Source organism: Flavobacterium sp. (assembly GCF_035456085.1).
Lineage (GTDB): Bacteria > Bacteroidota > Bacteroidia > Flavobacteriales > Flavobacteriaceae > Flavobacterium.
The window spans coordinates 1-3352 of sequence record NZ_DATIDY010000268.1 but is presented as its reverse complement, the minus strand read 5'-3'; the positions used below and the strand labels follow the sequence as shown (position 1 = coordinate 3352).

The 3352-nt window shown below is 34.2% G+C and carries 4 protein-coding genes; 1 reads left to right on the top strand and 3 read right to left on the bottom strand.

Annotated features, from left to right (window positions below):
• On the top strand, positions 1 to 835 hold an 835-nt coding region (locus tag VLC96_RS19065; RefSeq protein WP_325265463.1), incomplete at its 5' end, for a hypothetical protein.
• Positions 836 to 901: 66 nt separating this feature from the next.
• Here VLC96_RS19065 and VLC96_RS19060 read toward each other — a convergent pair.
• The 3 genes from VLC96_RS19060 to creD all read right to left on the bottom strand — a co-directional run bounded on the left by VLC96_RS19060 (position 902) and on the right by creD (position 3351).
• Positions 902 to 1456, bottom strand: a complete 555-nt coding sequence (locus VLC96_RS19060) for a DUF8465 domain-containing protein (RefSeq protein ID WP_325265462.1) — start codon at positions 1454 to 1456, stop codon at positions 902 to 904.
• Positions 1446 to 1652, bottom strand: a complete 207-nt coding sequence (locus VLC96_RS19055) for a hypothetical protein (RefSeq protein ID WP_325265461.1) — start codon at positions 1650 to 1652, stop codon at positions 1446 to 1448. The genes VLC96_RS19060 and VLC96_RS19055 overlap by 11 nt, the downstream gene beginning before the upstream one ends.
• 403 nt (positions 1653 to 2055) lie before the next feature.
• Entirely contained in the window at positions 2056 to 3351 is a 1296-nt protein-coding gene (gene creD / locus VLC96_RS19050; protein WP_325265460.1) for a cell envelope integrity protein CreD, read from the bottom strand.
• Position 3352: the final 1 nt, after the last annotated feature.

The window sequence follows — 3352 nt, the reverse complement described above, 5'->3', positions numbered from 1 at the left end:
AAATCACTTACTTTTTAAGCTAAAAGAAGCTGAAGCTTTGATCTTGAACATTCCCGAAGAAACTTTCCAAGAAGAAGCAACTGATGTAAATGAGCCAATAGAGTTAAATGTTAATTCGACGAATCAAGTGGTATATAATTTCTATACAGGTAAAGTGTCAACAGCTAATATTTGCGATTTGATTCCTCCATCTACTCCCAGTATAAAAACGCAATGGAAAGCAGCGTCTGGCGTTATAGAAATTGCTACTGAAGCGGTAAAAAAAGTTAACGATGCTGACAAAAGCACTAGAATAACCGGATATAAAAACAGTATTGTTTTTAGAAATATTACTTTCGAGAAAGAAGATAAAACGACTCAGTTTTATGAAACTTTTGTTTTTGGCGAATATGTTAGACCTGTTGAAAATCCATTGCCGTTTGCATTTAATCAATTGTTGTTTATTTGTTCCAGCGGACTTGTTTACGAATTTAGTGGTGGGGAATCTTTAACACTCAATATTGATCCAGCTCTGATTGTAAATGAGGTTACTCCGATAGATCAGCCAAGAAAAGGAACTATAGGATTGGCTAAGAATAAATTAGTTTATCATTTATATAACAGTGTGGTTCCTCCAGAATATTTCTGCCAGCCAACAGATCCATTATTACCAACTGTTAAAGAAGAATGGTTAGGGAAAGTAGGAGGAGAGATCGAAGTTTCTACTACGACAACAGGTCCAAACGTTTTTAAGCATACAATTGTTCTTAAAAATGTAACTATGGAAAAAGGAAATAGCAATTTCCAATTGGGTAATAATTACAAATATGGTGAACTGCAAACGGTTAAGCAATAAATAAAAGATATAAAAAAAACGTCAATACTTATAAATATTGACGTTTTTTTATGGGTAAAAGCTAAGCTACTTATTGTTTTGTTTAAAATAAACTTCGGTAGCACCTTGTCCATATTTTTGATAATTTGCATCCTGGAAAACGACATTGTCATAACGTCCAAGAAGAAAATCCAATTCGGCTTTGAGAATTCCTTCGCCAACACCGTGAATGAATACAATTTTCGGAATTCGGTTGCGAATTGCAAATTCGATATGGCGTTGAGCAGTTTCGGCCTGCAAAGTCAAAATATCATAATTAGACATTCCGCGTTTGTTAGGAACTAATTTTTCGATGTGCAAATCAAATTCAGGAACAGGCAATTCGTTTTTGTCTTTTTTCTCTTTTACGAAACTGCGAGGTTTTGGAATTTCCTTTTCTTTTTTTATTTCGTTGATATTAATGCCTTTGATTCCATCCATTAAGTTGGTTGAAGATTCGCCAATTTTTATCAATTCGTTAGCGGTAAAATTCATCACAAAACCATCTACTGTTTCGACGGTAATGACTTTGTCTTTTACCGATACAACTACACCGTCTACTGCTTCATCGAGCACCGAAACTTTATCTCCTTTATTGAACATTGTCTTCGTCGTTATCTTGGTTTTTACTTGGAGTTTTACTACTTAACCACATCATTCCCATCATGAAAACAACAATGGCAGCTACCATTATATAAACGTTTTTATCATCAAGTGATTGCTCATAAAGTGCAGCACCAATAGCTAAAACCATTATTAGAATTATAAATTTTTTCATCATTTCATTTTCAGGCTTCAAAAATACTAAACTTTGGGGGAGTTTTGATTCAAACCATTTGTGTTTTTTGAAAGTCATTGCGAGGAACGAAGCAATCTCACTAACAAAAGCAAATCCAACAAATCATTGGAACGGATATACTAAATGTGATTAGTTAGCGCTCCAATGATTTCACTCGGTGCTTTGTTCTTAGAAATGACTCGCAAATGTTATTAAGTTAAGCTGCAAAGTTTATTTTGAATTTAGCATGAGTTACGGATAGTCAAATTTCCAATCATTTATCCACAATCTTGTCATTCCGTAGGAATCTCCGTAAGAAACTCCACAAAGATTGACGCTTTTGATTATGGAACTCCTCGTTGAGATTCCTACGGAATGACAAAACAGGATCTATATTCACTATTTAATAGTTTTTTAGTAGACCCTATTTATTCCAATCAATTTTTCTGGAGAAGTACATTACAGCCGCCAATATGCCAAATAAACCAATGCTTCCTACTAATAAAGCGTAGTTTTCTAATTGTATGATGACGTAGATGAAGGTGTATAATCCTGTAAGTGCAGCGGCTATAAACATTGGAAATTTGCGCTGTTTTAGAATTGAAACGGAGTAGAGCGATATTAGCGTGATGACCGCGATGGCTGCGATGAAATAAGCTTTTGTGAAACTGCTGTGCTCTGTAATTGAAATAAGCAGTGTGTAAAATAAAATAAGTGCCAGACCAATCATCGAGTATTGGAAAATATGGATTTTGATTTTGCTGATGGATTGGATTAGAAAGAAAATTAAAAATGTCAAGCCAATTACCAGAAAACCATATTTTGAGGCTCTTTCGTTTTGTTGGTATTGATCAACAGGAATGATAAAATCAACTCCAAATGCATAAGTGCCTAAATCGGGTAAATTTTCGAAGAATTGTTGTGGAAAAGCTCGGTTAATGTGAAGAATTTTCCAATTAGCTTCAAATCCGTTGTCGCTGATTTTTTTGGTTTTATCATCTGGTAAAAAATTCCCTGTAAAACTTGGCGAAGTCCAGTTGGATTGCATTTTTAGCTGAGTGATTTTTCCAATCGGAACCATTTTGATTTGCTTGCTTCCGTTGTAAGTGATGTCAAAATTGAAGTTGGTTTTATCTGCTTTCAAAATATTCTTTAAGTCGATAAAACCAGTTTCGAGAGCCTGAGTAGAGTCGTTTAAATTTGTGCTGTAAACCGGTTCGAAAGTAAATTTGGTTCCGCCGAGATTGATCTTTACTTCGTCTTTTATGCTTTTTAGGTTTGTTGTTTTGATTAAAATGGTGGCTTTGTTCCATTGAATAACATCAGGAGAAATATTTTTACTGCTAAAATCAGGCTGAATGTATTGACCATTAAAATTCATTTTGGAACTATATACAACCGATTCGTAATTGTTTCGATTAAGCACTTTGGTGATTACATTGGATTTGGCTTTTAAATCTTCAGGGAAAAAGTAAGCGTATTTGGTAATTGCTTTTTGCTGTTTGAATGTTTCGTTTGTTTTTTGATTGATTGATAATGTTTCTTCAAAAACGGTATAAGGAACTTTTAAGATTGGTCCGTAAAAATAGACGCTTTCTCCCCATTTATCATTGATTTCGGAAATGACTTCTTGTTGACGAGTAGAACGCTCCCGTATTAATTCATTGACAAATGCCAGAGGAATGAGCAATATTAGAGTTAAAAAAGCTACCATTATCATT